17 protein-coding genes, 1 tRNA gene, 2 rRNA genes, 1 other RNA gene and 1 other annotated feature (2 of these 22 cut by a window edge) are annotated in these 20,000 nt (G+C 46.6%); of the genes, 9 read left to right on the top strand and 12 right to left on the bottom strand.

What is annotated here, in order from left to right:
• The 4 genes from MHH76_RS00155 to tadA form a co-directional block, all read right to left on the bottom strand.
• Positions 1 to 235: the 5' portion of a YbaB/EbfC family nucleoid-associated protein gene (locus tag MHH76_RS00155; RefSeq protein ID WP_023856408.1), read on the bottom strand. 89 nt of this gene lie to the left of the window's left edge; the window shows 235 of its 324 coding nt (coding positions 1–235); the start codon lies at positions 233 to 235; its stop codon lies off the left edge, out of view.
• Positions 236 to 261: 26 nt separating this feature from the next.
• Complete coding sequence (gene dnaX, locus MHH76_RS00150) at positions 262 to 1,962, bottom strand: DNA polymerase III subunit gamma/tau (protein ID WP_035337522.1); 1,701 nt, start codon at positions 1,960 to 1,962, stop codon at positions 262 to 264.
• A gap of 129 nt (positions 1,963 to 2,091) precedes the next feature.
• Positions 2,092 to 2,357: signal recognition particle sRNA large type (ffs, locus tag MHH76_RS00145), an RNA gene on the bottom strand.
• 90 nt (positions 2,358 to 2,447) lie between these two features.
• Complete coding sequence (tadA, locus tag MHH76_RS00140) at positions 2,448 to 2,930, bottom strand: tRNA adenosine(34) deaminase TadA (protein ID WP_043054532.1); 483 nt, start codon at positions 2,928 to 2,930, stop codon at positions 2,448 to 2,450.
• Between the two features lie 142 nt (positions 2,931 to 3,072).
• Between tadA and MHH76_RS00135 the strand changes: the two genes are divergently transcribed.
• From MHH76_RS00135 to MHH76_RS00120, 4 genes are all read left to right on the top strand, one after another.
• A complete protein-coding gene (locus MHH76_RS00135) occupies positions 3,073 to 3,561 on the top strand; it encodes an isochorismatase family cysteine hydrolase (RefSeq protein WP_229128912.1) in 489 nt (162 codons plus the stop codon).
• 36 nt (positions 3,562 to 3,597) lie between these two features.
• Positions 3,598 to 4,917: a glycoside hydrolase family 18 protein gene (locus tag MHH76_RS00130; protein WP_031305057.1), complete on the top strand. Its 1,320-nt coding sequence runs from the start codon at positions 3,598 to 3,600 to the stop codon at positions 4,915 to 4,917.
• A gap of 85 nt (positions 4,918 to 5,002) precedes the next feature.
• Positions 5,003 to 5,626, top strand: coding sequence for a deoxynucleoside kinase (locus MHH76_RS00125; protein ID WP_020449779.1), 624 nt, complete (start codon positions 5,003 to 5,005; stop codon positions 5,624 to 5,626).
• Positions 5,623 to 6,264 (top strand): deoxynucleoside kinase, encoded by a 642-nt coding sequence (locus MHH76_RS00120; RefSeq protein WP_020449778.1) that lies wholly within the window; start codon positions 5,623 to 5,625, stop codon positions 6,262 to 6,264. Before MHH76_RS00125 ends, MHH76_RS00120 begins: the two co-directional genes overlap by 4 nt.
• A gap of 140 nt (positions 6,265 to 6,404) precedes the next feature.
• Here MHH76_RS00120 and MHH76_RS00115 read toward each other — a convergent pair.
• Positions 6,405 to 6,497, bottom strand: a tRNA-Ser gene (locus MHH76_RS00115).
• 129 nt (positions 6,498 to 6,626) lie between these two features.
• On the opposite strand from MHH76_RS00115, the gene MHH76_RS00110 reads away from it, so the two are divergent.
• The 4 genes from MHH76_RS00110 (at position 6,627) to MHH76_RS00095 (ending at position 10,701) form a co-directional block, all read left to right on the top strand.
• Positions 6,627 to 7,049, top strand: coding sequence for an SMI1/KNR4 family protein (locus tag MHH76_RS00110; RefSeq protein ID WP_025810901.1), 423 nt, complete (start codon positions 6,627 to 6,629; stop codon positions 7,047 to 7,049).
• A gap of 29 nt (positions 7,050 to 7,078) precedes the next feature.
• Positions 7,079 to 8,197: a sugar diacid recognition domain-containing protein gene (locus MHH76_RS00105; protein ID WP_043054016.1), complete on the top strand. Its 1,119-nt coding sequence runs from the start codon at positions 7,079 to 7,081 to the stop codon at positions 8,195 to 8,197.
• A gap of 89 nt (positions 8,198 to 8,286) precedes the next feature.
• Positions 8,287 to 9,555: an SLC13 family permease gene (locus MHH76_RS00100; protein ID WP_025810899.1), complete on the top strand. Its 1,269-nt coding sequence runs from the start codon at positions 8,287 to 8,289 to the stop codon at positions 9,553 to 9,555.
• A gap of 15 nt (positions 9,556 to 9,570) precedes the next feature.
• Positions 9,571 to 10,701, top strand: coding sequence for a glycerate kinase (locus tag MHH76_RS00095; protein WP_025810898.1), 1,131 nt, complete (start codon positions 9,571 to 9,573; stop codon positions 10,699 to 10,701).
• A gap of 29 nt (positions 10,702 to 10,730) precedes the next feature.
• Here the strand turns inward: MHH76_RS00095 and serS are convergent, their stop codons facing one another.
• The 5 genes from serS to guaB all read right to left on the bottom strand — a co-directional run bounded on the left by serS (position 10,731) and on the right by guaB (position 16,966).
• The gene (serS, locus tag MHH76_RS00090; RefSeq protein WP_025810897.1) at positions 10,731 to 12,008 is read right to left on the bottom strand and encodes a serine--tRNA ligase; all 1,278 of its coding nucleotides are present in this window, start codon (positions 12,006 to 12,008) and stop codon (positions 10,731 to 10,733) included.
• Between the two features lie 57 nt (positions 12,009 to 12,065).
• Positions 12,066 to 12,285: a binding site (T-box leader), on the bottom strand.
• Between the two features lie 51 nt (positions 12,286 to 12,336).
• Positions 12,337 to 12,927: a pyridoxal 5'-phosphate synthase glutaminase subunit PdxT gene (gene pdxT, locus MHH76_RS00085; protein WP_025810896.1), complete on the bottom strand. Its 591-nt coding sequence runs from the start codon at positions 12,925 to 12,927 to the stop codon at positions 12,337 to 12,339.
• Positions 12,928 to 12,948: 21 nt separating this feature from the next.
• Positions 12,949 to 13,833: a pyridoxal 5'-phosphate synthase lyase subunit PdxS gene (pdxS, locus tag MHH76_RS00080; protein ID WP_020449771.1), complete on the bottom strand. Its 885-nt coding sequence runs from the start codon at positions 13,831 to 13,833 to the stop codon at positions 12,949 to 12,951.
• A 186-nt stretch (positions 13,834 to 14,019) separates the two neighbouring features.
• Positions 14,020 to 15,345, bottom strand: coding sequence for a D-alanyl-D-alanine carboxypeptidase family protein (locus MHH76_RS00075; RefSeq protein ID WP_023856418.1), 1,326 nt, complete (start codon positions 15,343 to 15,345; stop codon positions 14,020 to 14,022).
• Between the two features lie 154 nt (positions 15,346 to 15,499).
• A complete protein-coding gene (gene guaB / locus MHH76_RS00070; protein ID WP_020449769.1) occupies positions 15,500 to 16,966 on the bottom strand; it encodes an IMP dehydrogenase in 1,467 nt (488 codons plus the stop codon).
• Positions 16,967 to 17,087: 121 nt separating this feature from the next.
• On the opposite strand from guaB, the gene MHH76_RS00065 reads away from it, so the two are divergent.
• On the top strand, positions 17,088 to 18,065 hold the full coding sequence (locus MHH76_RS00065; RefSeq protein ID WP_023856419.1) for a YaaC family protein: 978 nt from the start codon (positions 17,088 to 17,090) through the stop codon (positions 18,063 to 18,065).
• A 16-nt stretch (positions 18,066 to 18,081) separates the two neighbouring features.
• Here MHH76_RS00065 and rrf read toward each other — a convergent pair.
• Together rrf and MHH76_RS00055 are read right to left on the bottom strand one after the other, a co-directional pair.
• A 5S ribosomal RNA gene (rrf, locus tag MHH76_RS00060) occupies positions 18,082 to 18,197 on the bottom strand.
• Between the two features lie 133 nt (positions 18,198 to 18,330).
• Positions 18,331 to 20,000 (bottom strand): 23S ribosomal RNA (locus MHH76_RS00055) (it continues 1,260 nt past the right edge of the window).

Raw genomic sequence — 20,000 nt, 5'->3', positions numbered from 1 at the left:
TCGCTGCAAGGACAAGATCTTGAAGCATTTCAACATCTTCAGGGTCTACGACTTCCTCTTTGATGATGACGTCGATGACTTCTTTTTGGCCGTTTACCTTAACAGTCACCATTCCGCCGCCCGCAGTACCTTCAAGTACTTTTTCTGCCAGTTCCTCCTGTGCCTTTTGCATATCCTTTTGCATTTTTTGCATTTGCTTCATCATTTTCTGCATGTTACCCATTCCACCGCGCATACTCAAATCCACTCTCTTTCATGTTTTTATTCTTTAATTTCAATCAGTTCCGCTCCGAACAGTTTTTTAGCTTCTGATACGAGCGGATCTTCTTCTTTCGGTTCATTTGCTTCAGAATCTTCCGGCTGATGATCCTGCAGAAATTCTTCTCTTATTTTACCCCATTGGGCTTCGGGAACGCCAACTATATCTATCCTTCCGCCGAGCATTCCATCCAAAATTTGCTCCAGGTTTGTCCTGACTCCATTATTGTCTTCAGCTACCATTTTACAGTGAATTTCGTATTTGAATGCGAGGACAAATGCTTTTGAAGATGCAGCCACCGGCTCGCTGTCATTTAAAAGGGCAGCATGCGATACTTTATTCTGCTGTTTAAGCTGGGCAAGCAATTGTCCCCAGCAGCTCTTCAATTTTTCGAGGTCCGGTCTTGTAGCATCTTTTAATATTTCATGAATACGGCCGACAGGCGCTTTATATGCGCTTTTCACGCTTTTTTGCGGACGGGACGTTTCTTTAGGCTGGGCGGGAGCCGAAGAAACCTGTACACCTTGTGTTTTAAGCTTCTCAATCTCCTGCTCAAGCTGCCGAACCTTGTTGACGAGATTATCCACTTCCGGCTGGGCGGCCGCGGATGCCCCTGCTTTTGGTCCCTGGCAGAGCTTCACAACTGCAACTTCAAAGAAGATACGCGGATGGTTCGTCCATTTCATTTCCTGATGGCTTTTATTTAATATATCGATCATTTCGTAAAGGTCTGGTGCAGGAATTTGCCGGGACAGAGCTTGGAACTCTTCGTCCACCTTCACCTTTTCAAGAACGCCTTCTAAATCAGGCGCCGTTTGATAAAGAAGCATATCCCTGAAGTAGAAAATCATATCCTCGATTAATTTTGCCGGGTCTTTTCCCTGCTGAAGCAGTTCGTTCAATGTTTCCAAAGCACCGGAAACATTTTTTTCGTGGAGGGTTGAGGCGAGCTTTCCAATATAGTGCTGTGACACAGCCCCTGTTATCAGCAGCGCATCATCCACCGTCAGCTCATCTCCGCTGAATGATACAGCCTGATCGAGCAGGCTCAGCGCATCCCTCATGCCGCCGTCGGCAGCACTGGCGATGATGTCTAAGGCGCCATCCTGCACCTTGAACTGTTCAGCTTCGACGATTTTTTCCATTCGTCCGACAATTGCCTGTGAGGTAATCCTCTTAAAATCAAATCGCTGACATCTAGAAATAATCGTTAAAGGAATTTTATGAGGCTCTGTTGTTGCGAGAATAAAGATACAATGTTCCGGCGGCTCTTCAAGCGTTTTTAGAAGGGCGTTGAATGCGCCGATAGAAAGCATATGTACTTCATCTATGATATATACTTTATACGTGACGGCAGACGGGGCAAATTTCACCTTGTCGCGGATGTCGCGTATTTCATCTACACCGTTGTTAGAAGCGGCGTCAATTTCAATTACATCTGAAATCGAACCGTTTGTAATGCCTTTGCACGCGGAGCATTCATTGCACGGTTCACTGACCGGAGCGTGCTCACAGTTGACAGCTTTGGCAAACAGTTTTGCGGCGCTTGTTTTTCCCGTTCCCCTCGGTCCGGAAAACAGATAAGCGTGCGAAAATTTCTTTTGTAAAAGGGCATTTTGCAACGTTTTCGTGATGTGCTCCTGACCGACTACATCTTCAAACAACTGCGGCCTGAACACTCTATATAAAGCCTGGTAACTCACAAACACGCCCTCCTCTTGTTTTCATCATTTCCATTATACATGAAGCAGCTTTCAAATCCAAAAGCTCTTCTTAAGAAAAAAACTCATCTATATTAAAATAGATGAGTTCTTAATTTGATGATTGATTTACCGTGCACCTTCTGTCGATTCGCTACCCTAAGCGTTACTTAAGCAGTTAGCTCAGCCCAGGCAACCCTGCGGCACATGGAAGGTTCCACTTAATGCTGCTTCCTTCCGGACCTGACATGGTTCATGGATTCCCATTGCGCAGGACCCAAGCGTCAACACCACTTGCTTAAGGCAGACCTTAAAGTAAACGAACCTCGAGAAAGGGATTCGGCCTCGCTCGAGCGGATTGCGAGTACAGGGCACCGCTACCTCCCCGCTTAGCACGGCAAAATAAATATCAAATTATTTAAGCTGCGTCTTCATGTGACGCACTCATTAGTATAACTTGTTTCACCCTAAATTGCAAATTTCCGTCATCACAGCTCCCTTTTCTTTTCCGCTTTCTTTTTTGCGCGGAGCTTTCTGAAAAAATCGCTTAGCATCCTGCCGCATTCTTCTTCCATTACGCCGCTTACGACTTCAGCCTGATGATTGAATCTCTCTTCCTGCAGGAGATTCATCAAAGTCCCCGCACAGCCGCCTTTCGGATCAGACGCTCCGAACACCACTTTGTCGATTCTGGAGAGAACGGCCGCTCCGGCGCACATCGGACATGGCTCAAGGGTAACGTAAAGAACAGATCTCTCCAGCCGCCAGGTTCCCAGCTTCCGGCATGCCTCTTCAATAACGAGCATCTCTGCGTGGGAAACCGATCTTTGCTCGGTTTCCCGCAAATTATGGGCGCGGGCAATAATTTCGCCATCCAGAACCAGTACGGCGCCAATCGGCACTTCGCCTTTTTCTTCAGCTTTTCTCGCTTCATTGATCGCTTCTTTCATATAAAACTCGTCTTGTGTCATCCGCATGCACTCTTTCAATGTTTTTCGCCCGACAGAATAGGCTAACTTATAGTTAAAGGAATATGCAATCTGAAAGGAGACAATCGCATTGTCCAATTCAGCTCTCATTATAGTCGACATCATTAATGATTTTCAATTCGATATGGGTGACGTTCTTTCCAAAAAGACCAGAAACATGACCGAGCATCTTCTGGCATTAAAAGAACACGCAGCCAAAAAGAAATGGCCTATCATATACATTAATGACCATTTTGGAATTTGGCAAGCGGATATTGCTGCCATTATCAAGAAATGCAAAAACGACAGAAGCGAATATATCATCGACCGGCTCGCACCGAATAACAACGATTATTTCTTAATCAAACCAAAGCACTCAGCTTTTTACGGCACCGCCCTTGAAACATTGCTGAATGAACTTCATGTCGACCATTTGATTATTACGGGAATCGCAGGCAATATTTGCGTGTTATTTACGGCAAACGACGCTTATATGAGGGAGTACGATATCACGATTCCGCACGATTGCATTGCCTCAAATAATGAAAAAGACAACAAATATGCGTTGACGATGATGGAAAATGTTCTGTTCGCCAATATTACGACGGCAAAAGAGATCACCGCCGAAACTTGAGCATGAAACACTTCCTTTCTTCATATAGTGGTAGCAATGAGAAAGGAGGCGTTTCCCATTCAGATTTATGTCGTGAAAAGAGGCGATTCCCTTTATCAAATCGCGAATCGCTACCGAACAACAGTTAATGAAATTGTCGCGACGAATGAAATTCCGAACCCGAATCGGCTTGTTGTCGGACAAACTATCGTGATACCGATCGCCGGCGAGTTTTATGAGGTCAGACAAGGAGATACATTAGCATCAATCGGAGCCCGCTTTAATATTTCTCCGGCTGAACTGGCAAGGATCAACCGCATTCAGGTTAGCGCTATTTTGCCTGTCGGGCTGCTGCTTTATATCCCCCCTCGGCCAAAACGGAACATTGAAACAAACGCTTATATCGAACCGCGGGGAGAAAGCGTCAGCCCCGCTCTGCAGCAGGCGGCAAGAGAGGCTTCGCCATACTTGACCTATTTGGGTGCTTTCAGCTTCCAGGCAAAGCGGGACGGCACACTCGAAGAACCGCCGCTGAACAACTTAAAAGAAATTGCAGACAGACACCGGACTACGATGATGATGATCGTCACCAACCTCGAAAATGAAGCTTTCAGCGACGAACTCGGCAGAATCATTTTGACGGACCAGAATGTAAAAAACAGATTGCTTGATAACATTGTTGCAGCCGCCAGAAGATACGGTTTTAAAGACATCCACTTTGATTTTGAATACTTAAGGCCTGAAGACAGAGAAGCCTATAATCAATTTTTACGGGATGCACGGGCCCGCTTCAAACAGGAAGGCTGGTTCATCTCAACCGCGCTTGCGCCTAAAACGAGAGCGGATCAGCCCGGACAATGGTATGAGGCCCATGATTACCGGGCTCACGGAGAGATTGTCGATTTCGTCGTACTAATGACATATGAGTGGGGCTACAGCGGAGGGCCGCCGATGGCGGTATCGCCGATCGGACCCGTACGGGATGTGATCGAATACGCACTCACGGAAATGCCCGCCAGCAAAATCGTCATGGGCCAGAACTTGTACGGTTATGACTGGACGCTCCCCTATACGCCAGGCGGGCAGCTGGCCAGAGCAATCAGTCCCCAGCGGGCAATTGCAATCGCGAGTGAAAACAATGCGGCGATACAGTACGATGAAACAGCCCAGGCTCCTTTCTTCCGCTATACGGACAATGCCGGCAAACAGCATGAGGTATGGTTTGAAGACGCCCGCTCGATTCAGGCAAAGTTTGATCTGATTAGGGAATTGAATTTAAGGGGAATCAGCTATTGGAAGCTCGGCCTGTCCTTCCCGCAAAACTGGCTCTTGATAGCCGATCAATTTAATGTTGTGAAAGAAACGTTCCCAAGTTAAAGGAACGTTTTTTTCATGGCAGAAGATGATGATGTGATACAATATGTATGGTTCACAAATGAATTTCTTTAGTAGGAGGACACCTATGAACACAGCCCCTTTCATCGCTGTCGAAGGCCCCATCGGCGCGGGAAAAACAACCTTGGCCAGCATGCTCTCCGAAAAGCTCTCACTCTCTTTGGTTAAAGAAATCGTCGAAGAAAACCCTTTTCTTGATAAATTTTATGATGACAAAGATGAATGGAGCTTTCAGCTTGAGATGTTTTTCCTCTGCAATCGCTATAAGCAGCTTGAAGATACCGAAAAGAAGTATTTGCATCACCACATACCCGTTGTTTCGGACTATCATATTTATAAAAACCTCATTTTTGCTGAACGGACGCTGGAAGGCAAAAAACTTGAGAAATACAGAAAAATTTATCATCTGCTTACAGAAGATCTGCCGAAACCAAACGTCATCATTTACATAAAAGCAAGCCTTCCGACGTTATTGGAACGGATCAAAAAACGCGGACGGCCGTTTGAACAGGAAATGGACAAGCAATATCTGGAACAGCTCATCAATGATTATGATGCTGCCATTAAGCAATTTAAAGAATCCGATCCGCCAATACCCGTTATTGAAATTAACGGAGATCAGGAAGACTTCGTGATCTCCGAAGCCGTTTTCAATCGAATTGCCGATCAAGTAAAGGAGTATATAGAATGAGTGTATATGCTATTCCGAAAGATGCTATCATTACTGTTGCCGGAACGGTAGGAGTTGGGAAATCCACATTGACAAAAGAGCTTGCAAAAAGACTCGGATTTAAAACTTCTCTTGAAGAGGTTGTGAACAACCCTTATTTGGAGGCTTTTTACCAAGACTTTGAACGCTGGAGCTTTCACCTGCAAATTTTCTTCTTAGCGGAACGCTTCAAAGAGCAAAAATACATTTACGAATCGGGCGGCGGATTTGTTCAAGACCGTTCAATTTATGAAGATACAGGCATTTTCGCCAAAATGCACGCCGATAAAGGCACAATGTCAAAAGTCGATTATAAGACGTATACAAGCCTGTTTGAAGCGATGGTCATGACGCCTTACTTCCCCCGCCCCGACGTTTTAGTCTATTTGGAGGGCGATTTGGAATCGATTCTCGACCGCATCAAAAAACGCGGACGAGAAATGGAAATGTTAACCGACAGATCGTATTGGGAGGAAATGTACACAAGGTACGAAAACTGGATCAGCGGCTTTAACGCCTGTCCGGTTGTCAGAGTCAATATTGATGAATACGATCTGTTCAACAACTCTGCCTCCCTCGATCCAATCATTGAAAAAATCAGTGAAGCTATTCAAAGATAAACAAGCAAAAAGAGCGGATTCCCATGAAGAGCCGCTCTTTTTTTGCTTGTGCATATAAAAAAAAACCGCTGCCCTATCCAGGCAGCGGCAACACAATCTCCAATTTATGCTTAGTCAATCACTAAAATGCAAATCAATAATGGCGGAGGAAGAGGGATTCGAACCCCCGCGGGCTTTGACACCCCTGTCGGTTTTCAAGACCGATCCCTTCAGCCAGACTTGGGTATTCCTCCGTATCGACAAGAATTAATATAACATGTCCTATCTTTTTAAGTCAAGAGATTTTTTCATAAAAAATTTATTTTATTGTTCACGCTTCTCATTATATGCAAAAATAATGATAAACGCAAAGGGTGATAGCATTGTGGAAACATTTTATAGAACGTTTACCTCAAGATTACACGCTGAACAGACCTATTGAAACAGAGGAGCTTCAGAAAGCAGAAGAACTCCTCGGCGTCTCTTTTCCAGATGAACTGGTCAGCCTTTTAAAAACGACAGACGGCATTAATGATACATTCGGGGATCATCTCATTTGGCCTGCATACAGAATGATAGAAGAGAATCTAGACATGAGAAGCACCGACTGTTTTAAGCCGTTCGATTGTCTGTTATTTATAGCAGGTGCGGGCAATGGCGATTTATTTGCTTATTCGATTTTAAACGGCTCTATACGGAAAAATGATATTTATGTTTGGAATCATATAGACGACAGCCAAATATGGATCGCATCTTCTTTAAAACCTTTCATAAAAGGCTGGATCGACGGAACAATCACCATTTAAAACAAGATCTTAGGCAGGAGCATGATGAAATGAATTATCTATCAAAAGAATTGGCGGAGGAAATTGTCGACAGGACCATGTCGATTATTCGGCACAACATTAATATGATGGATGAAAACGGGGTTATCATCGCCTCAGGAGACCGCTCGAGAATTGGTGATGAACACGCCGGAGCGAAGGACGCACTTGCAGCTGAAAGGGTTATCAGCATCACGCCTGAAGAATGCTCGGCTTTAACGGGAACAAAGCCCGGCGTAAACCTTCCCATCGTATTTCATGATGAAATAATCGGCGTTATTGGAATCACGGGGCCGCCTTCTGAAGTCAGCCGATATGGTGAACTTGTTAAAATGGCAGCAGAGCTGACTGTCGAACAGGCATTTTTAACAAAACAGCTGACATGGGATCAAAGGCTCCGGGAAGAAACGGTCATCCAAATGATTCAGGGGGCCGACCTAGCATCCCTTGACTTCCTTGAACGTGCGGAGCGATTGAATATACCGCTAGACGGCCAGCGTACTTGTCTTGTGTTTGAGCTGCCATCCGCTGATATGAAGCCGGCATTTATTAAAAGACTTGAAAAACATTTAACCGCGAAAGATTTGTACGCCAATATTTCTTTAAAAGAGATCACAGTTATTCTGGCAGGCGCTCCCGCTAAAAGCAGGGCTGATCTCTTTTCATCTTGGAACGGCTGGCTCAGCCAATGGAAAACGGTCAGAGGCGCGCTTGGCGAACAGGCGGATCAGCTTGAGCAGCTGCCATTCTCCTATCAAAGTGCAAAACAAACGCTCAAGATTGCTAAAAACAGCTCTAGTTTATACGATTATCGAGAGTTTGCGATCCCCGTTCTGTTATCAAAAATAGAGCGTCCGGATCAGGAGATTCATTTTCAAAACATCTGGGACCGCCTTTCCCAAGCAGATCAAAAGGGCGAATTAATCCATACCCTCCTCTGCTATATAGAAGAAAACGGCGAAATCGGGGAAACTTCATCAAGACTCTTTATTCACCGCAATACATTAAACTACCGGCTGAGAAAGGTTGAAATAGCGACAGGATGCAATCCAAAACGATTTGACGACCTATTCAAACTGTATACAGCCATTACGCTTTTTTCACCATTTTGTGCAAATGAACAATTTTAATATAGGATAAAGGAACGAAATCCGTATACCTGACCAATTCTCCCTTGTACAGAAAGCGTTTACAATTGGACGTAAGGGAGGGTATGCAGATGGATATTCAAATCAATGCAATAGGCGCCTTATGCGCATTAGCCATATCAATCTTTCTCATTCTGAAAAAAGTCCCGCCGGCTTACGGCATGATGATCGGCGCATTGGCCGGAGGCTTAATCGGCGGCGCAGATTTAATAGAGACGACGGATTTGATGATAGCGGGTGCTAAAAACATGATTCCTGCTGTACTCCGCATCTTGGCAGCAGGGGTGCTCGCCGGCGTTCTGATTCAATCCGGCTCCGCAGCGGTGATTGCAGAAACCATTGTCAATAAAATTGGAGAAAAAAGAGCGCTGCTTGCTTTAACATTGGCGACAGCCATCTTAACAACGGTCGGCGTATTCGTCGATGTCGCCGTCATCACAGTCGCACCGATCGCCCTTGCGATTGCAAGGCGGACCTTTATCAGCAAAGCGGCCATTCTGTTGGCGATGATCGGCGGAGGAAAAGCGGGCAATATTATGTCGCCAAACCCTAATGCCATTGCTGCTTCAGATGCCTTTCACATCCCTTTGACATCCGTGATGGCCGCCGGGATCATCCCCGCTATATTTGGACTGGGCGCCACTTATTTACTAGCAAAACGCCTTTCAAATAAAGGAACAGGAGTAGCTGCAAATGAGATTGAAACCCAAACGGCTCAACAACTGCCGGCATTTTGGGCGGCGATCAGCGGTCCGATGGTCTCCATCCTGTTGCTCGCCTTAAGGCCCGTGGCAGGTATTACGATTGATCCAATTATCGCTTTGCCGGCGGGAGGCCTCGTCACTGCGATTGCATCGGGACAAGCGGGCAAACTGAAGGATTTTGCCGCTTCAGGATTGTCGAAGATGTCAGGTGTTGCCGTGATGCTGATCGGGACTGGAACGCTTGCGGGAATCATCGCCAACTCCCAACTCAATTCTTTCATTACCGACACCCTTGTCGGCTTGGGTCTGCCGTCGTTTCTCTTAGCTCCCATTTCCGGCATGCTGATGTCGATGGCAACCGCCTCAACAACCGCCGGCACAGCTGTCGCCAGCAGCGTATTCGGCCCGACATTGCTTGATCTTGGCGTCGCCGGCCTCGCAGGTGCGGCAATGATTCACGCCGGAGCAACGGTGCTCGATCACCTGCCTCACGGAAGCTTTTTTCATACGACGGGAGGCAGCGTCTTCATGTCCATGAAAGAACGGTTAAAGCTGATTCCATATGAGTCAGTCATCGGCTTAATCCTAACCATTATCTCAACTTTGATTTTTGGAATTTTTCAATTCTTTATTTAAAAAGGAGCAGGTACCATGAAAATCGTAATCGCACCTGATTCATTTAAAGAAAGCATGACATCGCTTGAGGCGGCTAAAAGCATTGAAAAAGGCTTTAAAGCGGTTCTGCCTGACGCCGAATACGTCAACATTCCGGTTGCTGATGGAGGCGAAGGAACCGTTCAAGCTCTGATTGACGCCACCGGAGGAGACATCGTACAGCAAACAGTCACAGGCCCTCTCGGGAAGCCGGTAAAGGCGGCTTACGGCCTGCTTGGCGACGGAAAAACGGCTGTCATCGAAATGGCTGAAGCGTCAGGCCTTCACCTCGTGCCCCCTGAACAGCGGAATCCCCTGTTAACGACAACGAGAGGAACCGGAGAACTGATTCTCAATGCTGCGAAAAAAGGGGTGTCCAACATCATCATCGGACTCGGCGGAAGTGCGACAAATGACGGCGGAGCGGGAATGGCTGCAGCACTGGGTGTGAAGTTTCTAAACCGCAATGGAGAAGAGATTGAAAATGGGGGCGGTGCATTAGCTGAGATTGCCAAGATCGATGTGAGCGGCCTCAATCCTCAGTTAAAGCATATCCACTTTGAAGCCGCCTGTGATGTCGATAATCCTCTTACGGGACCTCGCGGAGCCTCCGCCGTATTTGGGCCGCAAAAAGGGGCGAACAGTGAAATGACTGCTCTTTTGGATCAAAACTTAAAACATTATGTTGCTGCAGTCAAAGCAGAGCTGGGGTGCGAAATCGATTCAATTCCGGGAGCAGGAGCGGCCGGAGGATTAGGAGCAGGCCTCTGTGCCTTTTTAAAAGCGGAATTAAAAAGCGGAGTTGACATTGTTTTAGATACTTTGTCTTTTTCCGAACGTATTAAAGGAGCCGATCTTGTCATTACGGGTGAGGGAAAAATAGACGGCCAAACAGTCAGCGGAAAAACGCCAGCCGGCGTCGCAAAACGCGCCTGCAGCGAGAATATTCCCGTTATTGCATTTGCCGGATCGCTCGGTGAAGGCTGCGAGCTTGTTTATGATATCGGCATTTCCGCTCTCTTTTCGATTGTGCCAGGGATCAGCTCCTTGGAAAACGCCCTTGCCGATGGAAGTTCAAATCTTACGCGCTGTGCCCGAAATGTAGCCGCCGTCTGGTCTCTCGCATAAAAAAAAGCGCGCCTCTTGGCGCGCACTTTTTATGGTTGAATAACATCTCTGTTCCCCATGTATGGACGAAGCGCTTTAGGAATGATGACGCTCCCGTCCTCCTGCTGGTAATTTTCCAATAATGCGGCAACCGTTCTGCCGACAGCCAAGCCGGAGCCGTTTAACGTATGGACATGCTCAGGCTTTCCTTTTGCTTCCCTTCTGAATCTGATATTCGCCCGTCTCGCCTGGAAAGCTTCGAAGTTACTGCAAGATGAAATTTCACGATATGTGTTTTGGCTTGGAATCCATACTTCGATATCGTATTTTTTCGCAGCGGTAAATCCTAGATCGCCCGTACACATGCTCATCACACGATAAGGAAGCTCAAGCAGCTGAAGAACTTTCTCCGCTTGATTTGTCAGCTTTTCAAGCTCTTCATATGAATCCTCAGGCTTCACGAATTTCACCAGTTCAACCTTGTTAAATTGGTGCTGGCGAATCAAACCGCGCGTATCACGGCCAGCTGAGCCTGCTTCTGAACGGAAGCACGCACTGAACGCCGCATAATTGATCGGCAACTCGGCAGCTGACAAAATTTCATCGCGATGCAGGTTCGTAATTGGCACTTCTGCCGTCGGAATTAAGAAATAATCTTCTTCCCTGATTTTAAAGGCATCTTCCTCAAATTTCGGCAGCTGTCCGGTGCCTGTCATGCTTGCGCGGTTCACCATGTACGGCGGGATGACTTCCGTATAGCCGTACTCGTCTACGTGAAGATCAAGCATAAAGTTATACAATGCCCGTTCAAGTCTGGCGCCTAGCCCTTTATAGAAAACGAAACGGCTTCCCGTAACCTTGCCTGCCCGCTCAAAATCAAGAATATCCAACTGATCGGCAATATCCCAATGAGGCTTCGGCTCAAATGAAAATCCGGGGAGTTCGCCCCATTTGCGAACTTCCACGTTGTCGTCTTCAGTCTCACCGACCGGAACAGACTCATGGGGGATATTCGGGATAGACAGCATGATTTTATCAAGTGAAGATTCGACCGTTCTCAGCTCTTCATCAAGCTTTTTAATGTCTTCACCGACTTCGCGCATTTCTTTAATGAGGTGGTCAGCATCTTTTTTCTCGCGCTTTAAAGCGGCCACCTGCTGAGATACCTCATTGCGCTTTCCTTTCAGCTCTTCCACTTTGACGATCAATTCTCTTCTCTTTGTATCCAATTCCTCAAATTGATCAAAATCTGATAAATCTTCTCCTCTGTGGGCAAGCTTTTGTTTGATTTCCTCCAAATTTGCCCGCAGCAGTTTGATATCAAGCATCTGCCTCGCTCCTTTTATACTGATTTGACCGAAAAAAAGAGCCCTTGTCCCCTAAATATAAGGGACGAGAGCTCTCGCGTTGCCACCCTGATTGAAAACAGGCGTCTTCCTCCTGTTTTCCGCTTCATTTTGATAACGGTTCTCCCGTAAATGCCTACTTTGACTGTTCAGCATTTCGCTCAAGGATGGATTCGGACAGCATCTTTCGCCGATTCGCACCAACCATCGGCTCTCTTGGAAAGAGAGGCTTCCTACTGCTTCCTATCAACGCTTTTCGATCTATATTGTCTTATAAATGTACTACAAGTTTTAACAGCTTTCAACCGTTTTATACGACGGCTTCCTGTTTATGCTTTTCGGCCATCTCGACAAATAATTTCGTCATTCTATGGTCATCCGTCAGCTCAGGGTGGAAAGAACAGCCGAGCAGATTTCCTTGTTTGGCAGCGACGATTCTACCGTTGTGCTCCGAAAGCACTTCCACATCTGCGCCCGCTTCCAAAATGTGCGGAGCGCGGATAAATACGCCTGTAAACGGTTCGTCAAGTCCTTTAACGGTTAAATCCGCTTCAAAGCTGTCCACTTGTCTTCCAAAGGAATTTCGTTCGACGGTTACATCCAGAACACCAAGATGGGCATCATTCGCTCCGGCGATATTCTTCGCCAGGATAATCAGCCCAGCACAAGTTCCAAATACCGGCTTTCCGGATGCGGCAAACTCCTGAAGGGGCTTCATAAACTGATACGTATCGATGAGGCGCCTCATCGTCGTGCTTTCCCCTCCCGGCAAAATCAAACCGTCGATTTCCTTTAACTCTTCCGGCCACTTAATGACTTTTCCGGCTGCTCCGCATGCTTCAATTGAGCGAATATGTTCTCTTACAGCTCCCTGAAGTCCAAGTACACCAATTGTCAGCATGTCAATCCGTCTCCTTCGTGTTTACCAGCCGCGCTCTTGCATACGCTGTTCTGGCAGCAGATTTGAGATTTCAATCCCTTTCATCGCAGTTCCAAGCTCTTTTGATAGCTCGGCAATCAGTTTGTAATCCGTGTAATGCGTCGTCGCTTCAACGATTGCTTTCGCGAATTTAGCAGGGTTGTCGGATTTAAAAATACCGGACCCTACGAATACGCCGTCAGCGCCAAGCTGCATCATTAAAGCAGCATCAGCAGGTGTTGCCACACCGCCGGCAGCAAAGTTTACAACAGGAAGGCGTCCTTCGGCTTTAATTTCCTTCAACAGCTCATACGGAGCGCCGAGGTTTTTCGCTTCTGTCATCAGTTCGTCATCGCTCATGCCGACTACTTTGCGCACTTGAGCATTCACCTTTCTCATATGGCGGACAGCTTCCACAATATTGCCCGTACCAGGTTCGCCTTTCGTACGAAGCATTGAAGCTCCTTCTGCGATCCGGCGCGTCGCTTCTCCGAGGTCGCGGCATCCGCATACAAATGGAACGGTAAATTCGTTTTTATTTAAATGAAATTCTTCATCCGCAGGAGTCAAAACTTCACTTTCATCAATATAGTCAACGCCGAGCGCTTCAAGAACACGCGCTTCAACGATATGCCCGATGCGGGCTTTCGCCATAACCGGGATTGAAACAGCGTTCATCACTTCTTCGACAATTGTCGGATCTGCCATGCGGGCAACTCCGCCTGCCGCACGGATATCAGCCGGAACGCGCTCCAGCGCCATGACTGCGACGGCTCCTGCTTCTTCTGCGATTTTTGCTTGTTCGGCATTGACAACGTCCATAATGACGCCGCCTTTCTGCATTTCTGCCATACCGCGTTTTACGCGATCAGTACCTGTTTGAGCCATTTCAAGGATCCCCCTAATCAAAGATTGAATTGTCAGATTTAATCCTATTGTATCCTATAATTCCACAAAATCATATGAAAAACACGAAGATTATTTCTATTTTAATAACAAATTGTTAGGATTGTAAATGGTAATTCTATCTGAATATGACAATAAAGAGCCCTATCAGATAGAGCCCTTTATTGATTAAAACCAGCCGGTTACCATTTCAACAATGCTGTTCCAAATACCGGCAAAAAAGCCGCCGATGCTTCTCATCGTTAAAATAAACCAATTTGCTTTCTCATCATCTTCTTTTGTCACGAGGTTTACACCTGATACATCGCTGCCGAGAAATCCGTAGTCCTTTTCTTCTCCCTTATAGGAGGCCGTCAAGGTACCGACTTTTTCACCTTTTTTAACAGGTGCGGTCAGCTCGTCTTTGTTCAGCGTCACTTTCGCCTTGTAATTCTTTTCTTCACCGTTCTTCACAGGCATTGAAAAGGCTTTTTCCGTTACGACGCCGACTTCAGTTTCTTTCCCTTTGTCGACTGTGACCGTTTCGTTGCCTTTCACTTGTGCGCCTTTTGCGTAAAACTCTTTCATCGTGAAGTTATCAAATGCATAATCAAGCATTTTTTTCGTTTCTTTAAATCGTCCCGTATGAAGGTCGCCTTTCGCATTCATAACGACGGAAATCACTCTCATGCCGTTTCTTTCGGCAGTAGCCGTAAAGCATGATCCGGCAGAGTCCGTTGAGCCGGTTTTCAGCCCGTCCACACCTTTATATTCCTGAACTAGGCCTTTCAGCATAAAGTTCCAGTTCGGCATGTCCATTTCATCGTCTGTGCCTTTTCTGAACTTCGTTTTGGCAATGCTCGCCGTATCGAGGATTTCAGGATAATCGCTTACTAAATGATCGGCAAGGAGCGCCATGTCTCTCGCAGATACTTCATTTTCTTCATTGGCATTTGTTCCGCTCGGATGTTTGCCGTGAAGATCCTTGTTTTCCAAACCTGTAGCATTCACAAATTTGAAATCTTTCATTCCAAGCTCTTTGGCTTTTTTATTCATTAACTCTACGAACTTTGATTCAGAACCGGCAACGATTTCAGAAAGTGCAATAGCCGCCGCGTTTGCAGAGTAAATTGCAGTCGCCTGATAAAGCTCTTTTACAGTGTATGATCCGTCTTTACGAAGAGGAACATTCGATAATGAACGATCTTGGGAAATCTCGTATACATAATCGTCAGGCGTGTACTTCTGATCCCATTTCACTTTGCCTTCGTGAATCGCTTCCAACAGAAGATACTCCGTCATCATTTTGGCCATGCTGGCAACAGGAAGACGCTGATCGGCATTTTTGCTGTACAAAATTTTCCCCGATGAAGCTTCCACCAAGATTGCTGCTTTCGCGTCTACATTAATTGGATCATTTGCGGCTTTTGCTGTCGACATAGGAGAAAATGCACCTACAGTCACGGCAAAAGCAACGATCAACATGATCAGCTGCTTTATTCTCTTGCTTTTCAAATCGTGATACCTCCGCTTTTCATCAGACTAATAATCTATATCAAAGCCTTTTAAGACATTTTTCAAACACAACATTATAAATTTTATCATAAGGAAGCAAAAAAAAATAGACAGAGTATTACTCTGTCTACGGTTTAATTTTTGTCATATTTGATTAGGAAATGGTATAGTTAGGCGATTCTTTGGTAATTTGTACATCGTGAGGATGGCTTTCCCGCAGGCCTGCGCCTGTCATGCGGATGAACTGCGCATCTTCCCTCAGTGCGTGCAAATCTTTTGTTCCACAGTACCCCATGCCGGATTTCAAACCGCCGACAAGCTGATAAACTGTGTCAGCAACCGGACCTTTATAAGGCGTACGGCCCTCAATGCCTTCCGGAACGAATTTTTTGTTTTCCTCTTGGAAGTAGCGGTCTTTGCTTCCTTTTTCCATTGCAGCTACTGAACCCATACCGCGATAAACTTTAAAGCGTCTGCCTTGGTAGATTTCAGTCTCGCCTGGGCTTTCGGATGTTCCGGCAAGAAGGCTTCCAAGCATGACGGCATGTCCGCCGGCAGCCAAGGCTTTGACGATATCTCCGGAAAACTTGATGCCGCCGTCTGCAATAATCGCCGCACCGTGTTTTCTTGCTTCAGTCGCACAATCGTAAATCGCTGTCACTTGCGGAACACCGACACCGGCCACTACGCGGGTTGTACAAATAGAACCCGGTCCGATACCGACTTTAACTACATTTGCTCCGGCTTCGATAAGCGCTTTTGTTCCTTCGGCAGTTGCGACGTTGCCGGCAATGATATTTAATTCAGGATAAGTGTCGCGGATTTTCTTAACGGTATCCAAGACACCTTGTGAATGGCCGTGCGCGGTATCAACGACAATCACATCGACATTGGCTTCCACAAGCTTTCTGACGCGTGTCATTGTGTCGCCTGTTACACCAACCGCTGCTCCAACCAATAGGCGGCCGTGAACATCTTTCGCTGAATTCGGGAATTCGATTACTTTTTCAATGTCTTTAATCGTAATAAGCCCTTTTAAAACACCTTGATCATCTAAAAGAGGGAGTTTTTCGATCTTGTATTTTTGAAGAATTTTTTCCGCTTCATCCAGGGTTGTACCAACAGGAGCCGTAACAAGCTCTTCTTTTGTCATAACATCGCTGATTTTCATGGAGTAATCAGAAATAAATCGCAGATCACGGTTTGTAATAATTCCAACCAGCTTCTGATCCTCTTCATTGTCAACAATCGGAACACCGGAAATTCTGTATTTGCCCATCAAATGTTCTGCATCAAAAACTTGGTGCTCTGGCGTCAGGAAAAACGGATTTGTAATAACGCCCCGCTCTGAACGTTTGACTTTGTCAACCTGCTCAGCCTGCTGTTCAATCGACATGTTTTTGTGGATAATGCCCAATCCGCCCTGCCGTGCCATCGCGATGGCCATTTGAGCTTCTGTCACTGTATCCATGCCTGCACTAATAATTGGAACATTCAGCTTAAGGGACGGTGTAAGCTCAACCGATAAATCCACGTCGCGCGGAAGTACCTCCGATTTAGCCGGAACGAGCAATACATCATCAAATGTTAAGCCTTCTTTCGAAAATTTGCTTTCCCACATTAGTAAATCCCCCTCTTTTCGGCAAAATATTATATGTAGATTATCAACTTGAATACCCACTGTCAAGAAAGCGGGAAACAGTTGTAATTTTTAGAAAATAACCATAAGGGAAGTGGAGTACATGCAAGATAAAGGATGGAAGGATTTAAAGCTGTTTTATTCGGTCGAAACAGCCCAGCATTTTCTTGAAATGGTATATAAAAATCAAGGAATGGAAGATGCCAAAAAAAACTCTTATAAAAACGGAGAGCGGTTTATTTTTTTTCTTAAGCATGCAGAAGCTTTTTACAAGCAAGCCAAAATCGCTACGTTAGAAATAAAACCCATTTTATTATTTTACGGCATGGCACAGCTATTGAAAGCCTGCCTGTTAACGACAGATCCTTCCTATCCCAGCCATACTTCAGTGCTTGCTCATGGCGTGACCACAAGAAAACGAAAAAAACAAAATTACCGCTTTTATGAAGATGAAGTGAAAATCCAAAGGAACGGCCTATGTATGCACGTGATCAGATCCCTTTTCCAATTATCCGGATTGGAAGATGAACGATTCAATATGAAACAGCTTTTGGCGAAAATTCCGGAGATCAATAAAGTGCTGGCATTTCAAAGAAAACCAAATCCGATTGTAAAAGCAGCCGTCGAAGACCGGCTAATTGAGCTGCCTGGCGAGACACCCAATGCTTACAATATGTCATCAAAGCGTTTCATCGAACATATCGAATACCATTTAAACTGGTCTTTCTGCCGTGAGGAAAAAGAGGGAATCGTTTTTTCTGCCGCTCATAAAGAATGCCGTCCCAGCACTTCGACCACATTGCTTTATGATTTGGAGCAAGACGGATACTATTTCCCGGCTGAACGAGATCATTTTTTAAAGCTCCCGGAAATATTGGCGCATTACTTGGTTGCGTACAATTTAAGCATGATTGCCAGGTATGAAACTGAATGGTGGTATGACCTTCTTCTTCAAAGTGCTAGCGATGATTATGTCATCATCCAGCATTTTTTACATATAGTCGAGTCAAAGTTCCCCTATTATATCGCTGAACTGCTTCTTCAAAAAAAGGAAAACAACAAAAAAGACCAGCTTATATAAGCTGGTCTTTTTAATCGCTTGGCGGCGTCCTACTCTCACAGGGGGAAGCCCCCAACTACCATCGGCGCTGAAGAGCTTAACTTCCGTGTTCGGCATGGGAACGGGTGTGACCTCTTCGCTATCGCCACCAAACTATTGCCTTCAGGACGAAGGTACTGGGCGTTCCTCACAGGATGTGAGGGCCTTTAGCCGAGTTTCCTTGCCTTTGGCTTTCTGAGAGGTGTTCTCTCAAAACTAGATAACGGTCAGACGATTCACAAACATTTAGGTTAAGTCCTCGATCGATTAGTATCTGTCAGCTCCATGTGTCGCCACACTTCCACCTCAGACCTATCAACCTGATCATCTTTCAGGGATCTTACTTCCTTGCGGAATGGGAAATCTCATCTTGAGGGGGGCTTCATGCTTAGATGCTTTCAGCACTTATCCCGTCCGCACATAGCTACCCAGCGATGCCCTTGGCAGAACAACTGGTACACCAGCGGTGCGTCCATCCCGGTCCTCTCGTACTAAGGACAGCTCCTCTCAAATTTCCTGCGCCCGCGACGGATAGGGACCGAACTGTCTCACGACGTTCTGAACCCAGCTCGCGTACCGCTTTAATGGGCGAACAGCCCAACCCTTGGGACCGACTACAGCCCCAGGATGCGATGAGCCGACATCGAGGTGCCAAACCTCCCCGTCGATGTGGACTCTTGGGGGAGATAAGCCTGTTATCCCCGGGGTAGCTTTTATCCGTTGAGCGATGGCCCTTCCATGCGGAACCACCGGATCACTAAGCCCGACTTTCGTCCCTGCTCGACTTGTAGGTCTCGCAGTCAAGCTCCCTTGTGCCTTTACACTCTGCGAATGATTTCCAACCATTCTGAGGGAACCTTTGGGCGCCTCCGTTACCTTTTAGGAGGCGACCGCCCCAGTCAAACTGCCCACCTGACACTGTCTCCCCGCCCGATAAGGGCGGCGGGTTAGAAGGTCAATACAGCCAGGGTAGTATCCCACCGATGCCTCCACCGAAGCTGGCGCTCCGGTTTCCAAGGCTCCTACCTATCCTGTACAAGCTGTACCAACATTCAATATCAGGCTGCAGTAAAGCTCCACGGGGTCTTTCCGTCCTGTCGCGGGTAACCTGCATCTTCACAGGTACTATAATTTCACCGAGTCTCTCGTTGAGACAGTGCCCAGATCGTTGCGCCTTTCGTGCGGGTCGGAACTTACCCGACAAGGAATTTCGCTACCTTAGGACCGTTATAGTTACGGCCGCCGTTTACTGGGGCTTCAATTCGCACCTTCGCTTACGCTAAGCGCTCCTCTTAACCTTCCAGCACCGGGCAGGCGTCAGCCCCTATACTTCGCCTTACGGCTTCGCAGAGACCTGTGTTTTTGCTAAACAGTCGCCTGGGCCTATTCACTGCGGCTCTCTCGGGCTTGCACCCTAACAGAGCACCCCTTCTCCCGAAGTTACGGGGTCATTTTGCCGAGTTCCTTAACGAGAGTTCTCTCGATCACCTTAGGATTCTCTCCTCGCCTACCTGTGTCGGTTTGCGGTACGGGCACCTCTCACCTCGCTAGAGGCTTTTCTTGGCAGTGTGGAATCAGGAACTTCGCTACTATATTTCGCTCGCCATCACAGCTCAGCCTTATGGGAAACGGATTTGCCTATTTCCCAGCCTAACTGCTTGGACGCGGATATCCAATACCGCGCTTACCCTATCCTCCTGCGTCCCCCCATTGCTCAAATGGTGAGGAGGTGGTACAGGAATATCAACCTGTTGTCCATCGCCTACGCCTTTCGGCCTCGGCTTAGGTCCCGACTAACCCTGAGCGGACGAGCCTTCCTCAGGAAACCTTAGGCATTCGGTGGAGGGGATTCTCACCCCTCTTTCGCTACTCATACCGGCATTCTCACTTCTAAGCGCTCCACGAGTCCTTCCGGTC

The sequence above is a fragment of the Bacillus sp. FSL L8-0193 genome (assembly GCF_037976065.1).
GTDB classification, from domain to species: domain Bacteria; phylum Bacillota; class Bacilli; order Bacillales; family Bacillaceae; genus Bacillus; species Bacillus paralicheniformis.
Note: the sequence above shows the minus strand (reverse complement) of the source record. Positions and strands in the feature narration are given on the sequence as shown.

Coding starts and splice junctions, on each gene's coding strand:
- tadA (WP_043054532.1), bottom strand. CDS start 2,930: ATGACACAAGACGAGTTTTATATGAAAGAAGCGATCAATGAAGCGAGA.
- MHH76_RS00135 (WP_229128912.1), top strand. CDS start 3,073: ATGGGTGACGTTCTTTCCAAAAAGACCAGAAACATGACCGAGCATCTT.
- MHH76_RS00130 (WP_031305057.1), top strand. CDS start 3,598: ATGAGAAAGGAGGCGTTTCCCATTCAGATTTATGTCGTGAAAAGAGGC.
- MHH76_RS00125 (WP_020449779.1), top strand. CDS start 5,003: ATGAACACAGCCCCTTTCATCGCTGTCGAAGGCCCCATCGGCGCGGGA.
- MHH76_RS00120 (WP_020449778.1), top strand. CDS start 5,623: ATGAGTGTATATGCTATTCCGAAAGATGCTATCATTACTGTTGCCGGA.
- MHH76_RS00105 (WP_043054016.1), top strand. CDS start 7,079: ATGAATTATCTATCAAAAGAATTGGCGGAGGAAATTGTCGACAGGACC.
- MHH76_RS00100 (WP_025810899.1), top strand. CDS start 8,287: ATGGATATTCAAATCAATGCAATAGGCGCCTTATGCGCATTAGCCATA.
- MHH76_RS00095 (WP_025810898.1), top strand. CDS start 9,571: ATGAAAATCGTAATCGCACCTGATTCATTTAAAGAAAGCATGACATCG.
- serS (WP_025810897.1), bottom strand. CDS start 12,008: ATGCTTGATATCAAACTGCTGCGGGCAAATTTGGAGGAAATCAAACAA.
- pdxT (WP_025810896.1), bottom strand. CDS start 12,927: ATGCTGACAATTGGTGTACTTGGACTTCAGGGAGCTGTAAGAGAACAT.
- pdxS (WP_020449771.1), bottom strand. CDS start 13,833: ATGGCTCAAACAGGTACTGATCGCGTAAAACGCGGTATGGCAGAAATG.
- guaB (WP_020449769.1), bottom strand. CDS start 16,966: ATGTGGGAAAGCAAATTTTCGAAAGAAGGCTTAACATTTGATGATGTA.
- MHH76_RS00065 (WP_023856419.1), top strand. CDS start 17,088: ATGCAAGATAAAGGATGGAAGGATTTAAAGCTGTTTTATTCGGTCGAA.